We start from the raw sequence: 2,099 nt of genomic DNA on the forward strand, positions 1-2,099 counted from the left end.
TAACTGGAACTTTCCCGATTTTCTCGCTCACGGGAACAGAATCTTCCACATCACCATAGACCATTTTCGCCACTAAAAAAATCGAACCGATAAGCAATCCGCTGATAATAACAGCCCATACTACTTTTTTCTTTGACCCTTTTAAGGTGTTGTAGTCCTCGATAGAACTAAGAGTTGGTTCATTGTCTTGCATGGGAAACTCCTCAAATTTAAACATAAGATAATCGTAACCATATTACCCTACAAACGGTTAACGAATTCTCTCTACCACTTACCTTCAAGCGTCAAAAGGAAATGAAACTTGGAATTCTCTTTATCAATCTGTGTTTCGTTAAGGATACCGCTAACATAACGTTTTGAAGTTGTTGTGATGGTTTCTTGAGTGATATTTTTGAGATTTATCCCCATTTTATACGTTGGATTCAGCCGTTTACTTGCATAAAGATCGAGTGTACCATACCCTTTTTGCGATTCGGATACACCGCTCTCATCGAGGGGATCATCATACCCGCTGACGTAGCGATAGGCTGCTCCATACGTCAAACGATACGATTCAAGTCGATGATCGATCCCGATGTTGTAGAGATAATCGTTTGTCCCTTTGATCGTACGGTTAATGCCGTTAGTTTGTAATGAAGAGTCTTGAAACGTCGCATTGGAAAAGACTCCCAAGCCGCTCACGTATGCGTCTAGCGATTTTTTGAATTCAAGCTCTAAACTCCAAAGTTTCCCCTCCCCCGCATTCTCGGGTCGTTCAACATATCGGGTTCCGTCCCACGTCGTCAACTTTTCAATTTTATCATCGATCATGCGATAAAATCCGCCGATACTCACGATCCCTTTGTCTTCAAAAAAATGCTCATACCGCAATTCATAACTGAGGGCTTCTTCCTCTTTTAGATTCGGATTTCCGGTGATATCGGGATGGTTAAGATCGTTTTGTTCCAATGAACTATCCACTGAAGCGGAGAGTTCACTCAAACGGGGGAGTTTGACCGTTTTAGCGATACTGGCGCGGAGGTTAGCGTTTTCACTCAATTTATATACCGCATGAAGTGAAGGGGCAAAATAATCAATAGCTACACTCTGATCAAATTCTCGCACGGAGCGCTCAAATCGCAGTCCCGGCGTGAGAATTATATTCTCCCCTATACTCATTTCGTCTTGAATATATACGGCACCTTTCTCTTCGCGTAAACGTTGATGATCATCCGAATTGATTACTCCGTTAACATACGTGGTAACATCGTCACGCTGATTCAGACGCTTGATCTCCACACCCGTTTTAATAAAATGCTCATTCAAAGCTTTTGAGTAACTCCCCTCTGCCCCGAATACCCGAAAGGATCCTTCATCATTTTGTTCACTAAGTGTTATGGTATTATCACTACGAGTTAGACCGTCTGAATCGTTTTCATGATATTTGAGCTTCCACTCGATCATCTCCGTACCGGAGAGATTATGGATACCTGAAAGTTTTGCCCAAAGCATCAAGGCATCTCCGTCATCGATCTGATGATTGGTTTCATTAACACCGCCGTAGCGGTTTTCGACGCTCTTTTTACGATAATCACTTCGATTGAGTGCACCGTCAAACATATATTTATCACTCGAAGATGGCGTATAGATCAGTTTTGTATTCAAACTGATTGATCGATAGCGTAATGCGTCATCGGTGTATTCATCGTAACTGTCGGTATGGGTAGAAGCAGAATCGTCCTGAGAGTTGTCCGAAAGGGTCGTATTAAAAAGGTAAGAGAGTTTTCCCTTTTTCCCCTCTTGCTGAGCAAATACCGATGTCATAGGCTCGCTCCTATACGCTCCAGCGGTCAACTTCGTTATCGTTTTCCCCTCAGATGCGGGTTTTTTAAGGACAATATTAACAATTCCCCCCATCGATTCAGCGGTATATTCGGCTGAACCGTTAGTCATCACTTCGATCCGCTCGATCATATCGGGGCTCACCTGCTCTAACGGATTGCCCCGTTTCGTAGCCAATACCTCTTCGCCGTCAATCAATACTTTCGTATACCCTTTACCGGGTGAGCCTTTTTTTCCCTTGCCCTGCGGTATCGTTACACCCGGCGTACGTTTTAGCA

General features: G+C 43.4%; 2 protein-coding genes. Both read right to left on the bottom strand.

What is annotated here, in order from left to right; all coding sequences use genetic code 11:
- Positions 1–193: hypothetical protein (locus A2517_RS02025; RefSeq protein WP_294893700.1), on the bottom strand; the 193-nt coding region annotated here is incomplete at its 3' end.
- A 71-nt stretch (positions 194–264) separates the two neighbouring features.
- Positions 265–2,099: TonB-dependent siderophore receptor (locus A2517_RS02030; RefSeq protein WP_294893701.1), on the bottom strand; the 1,835-nt coding region annotated here is incomplete at its 5' end.

This window comes from Sulfuricurvum sp. RIFOXYD12_FULL_44_77, from assembly GCF_001830725.1.
Taxonomy (GTDB): domain Bacteria; phylum Campylobacterota; class Campylobacteria; order Campylobacterales; family Sulfurimonadaceae; genus Sulfuricurvum; species Sulfuricurvum kujiense_A.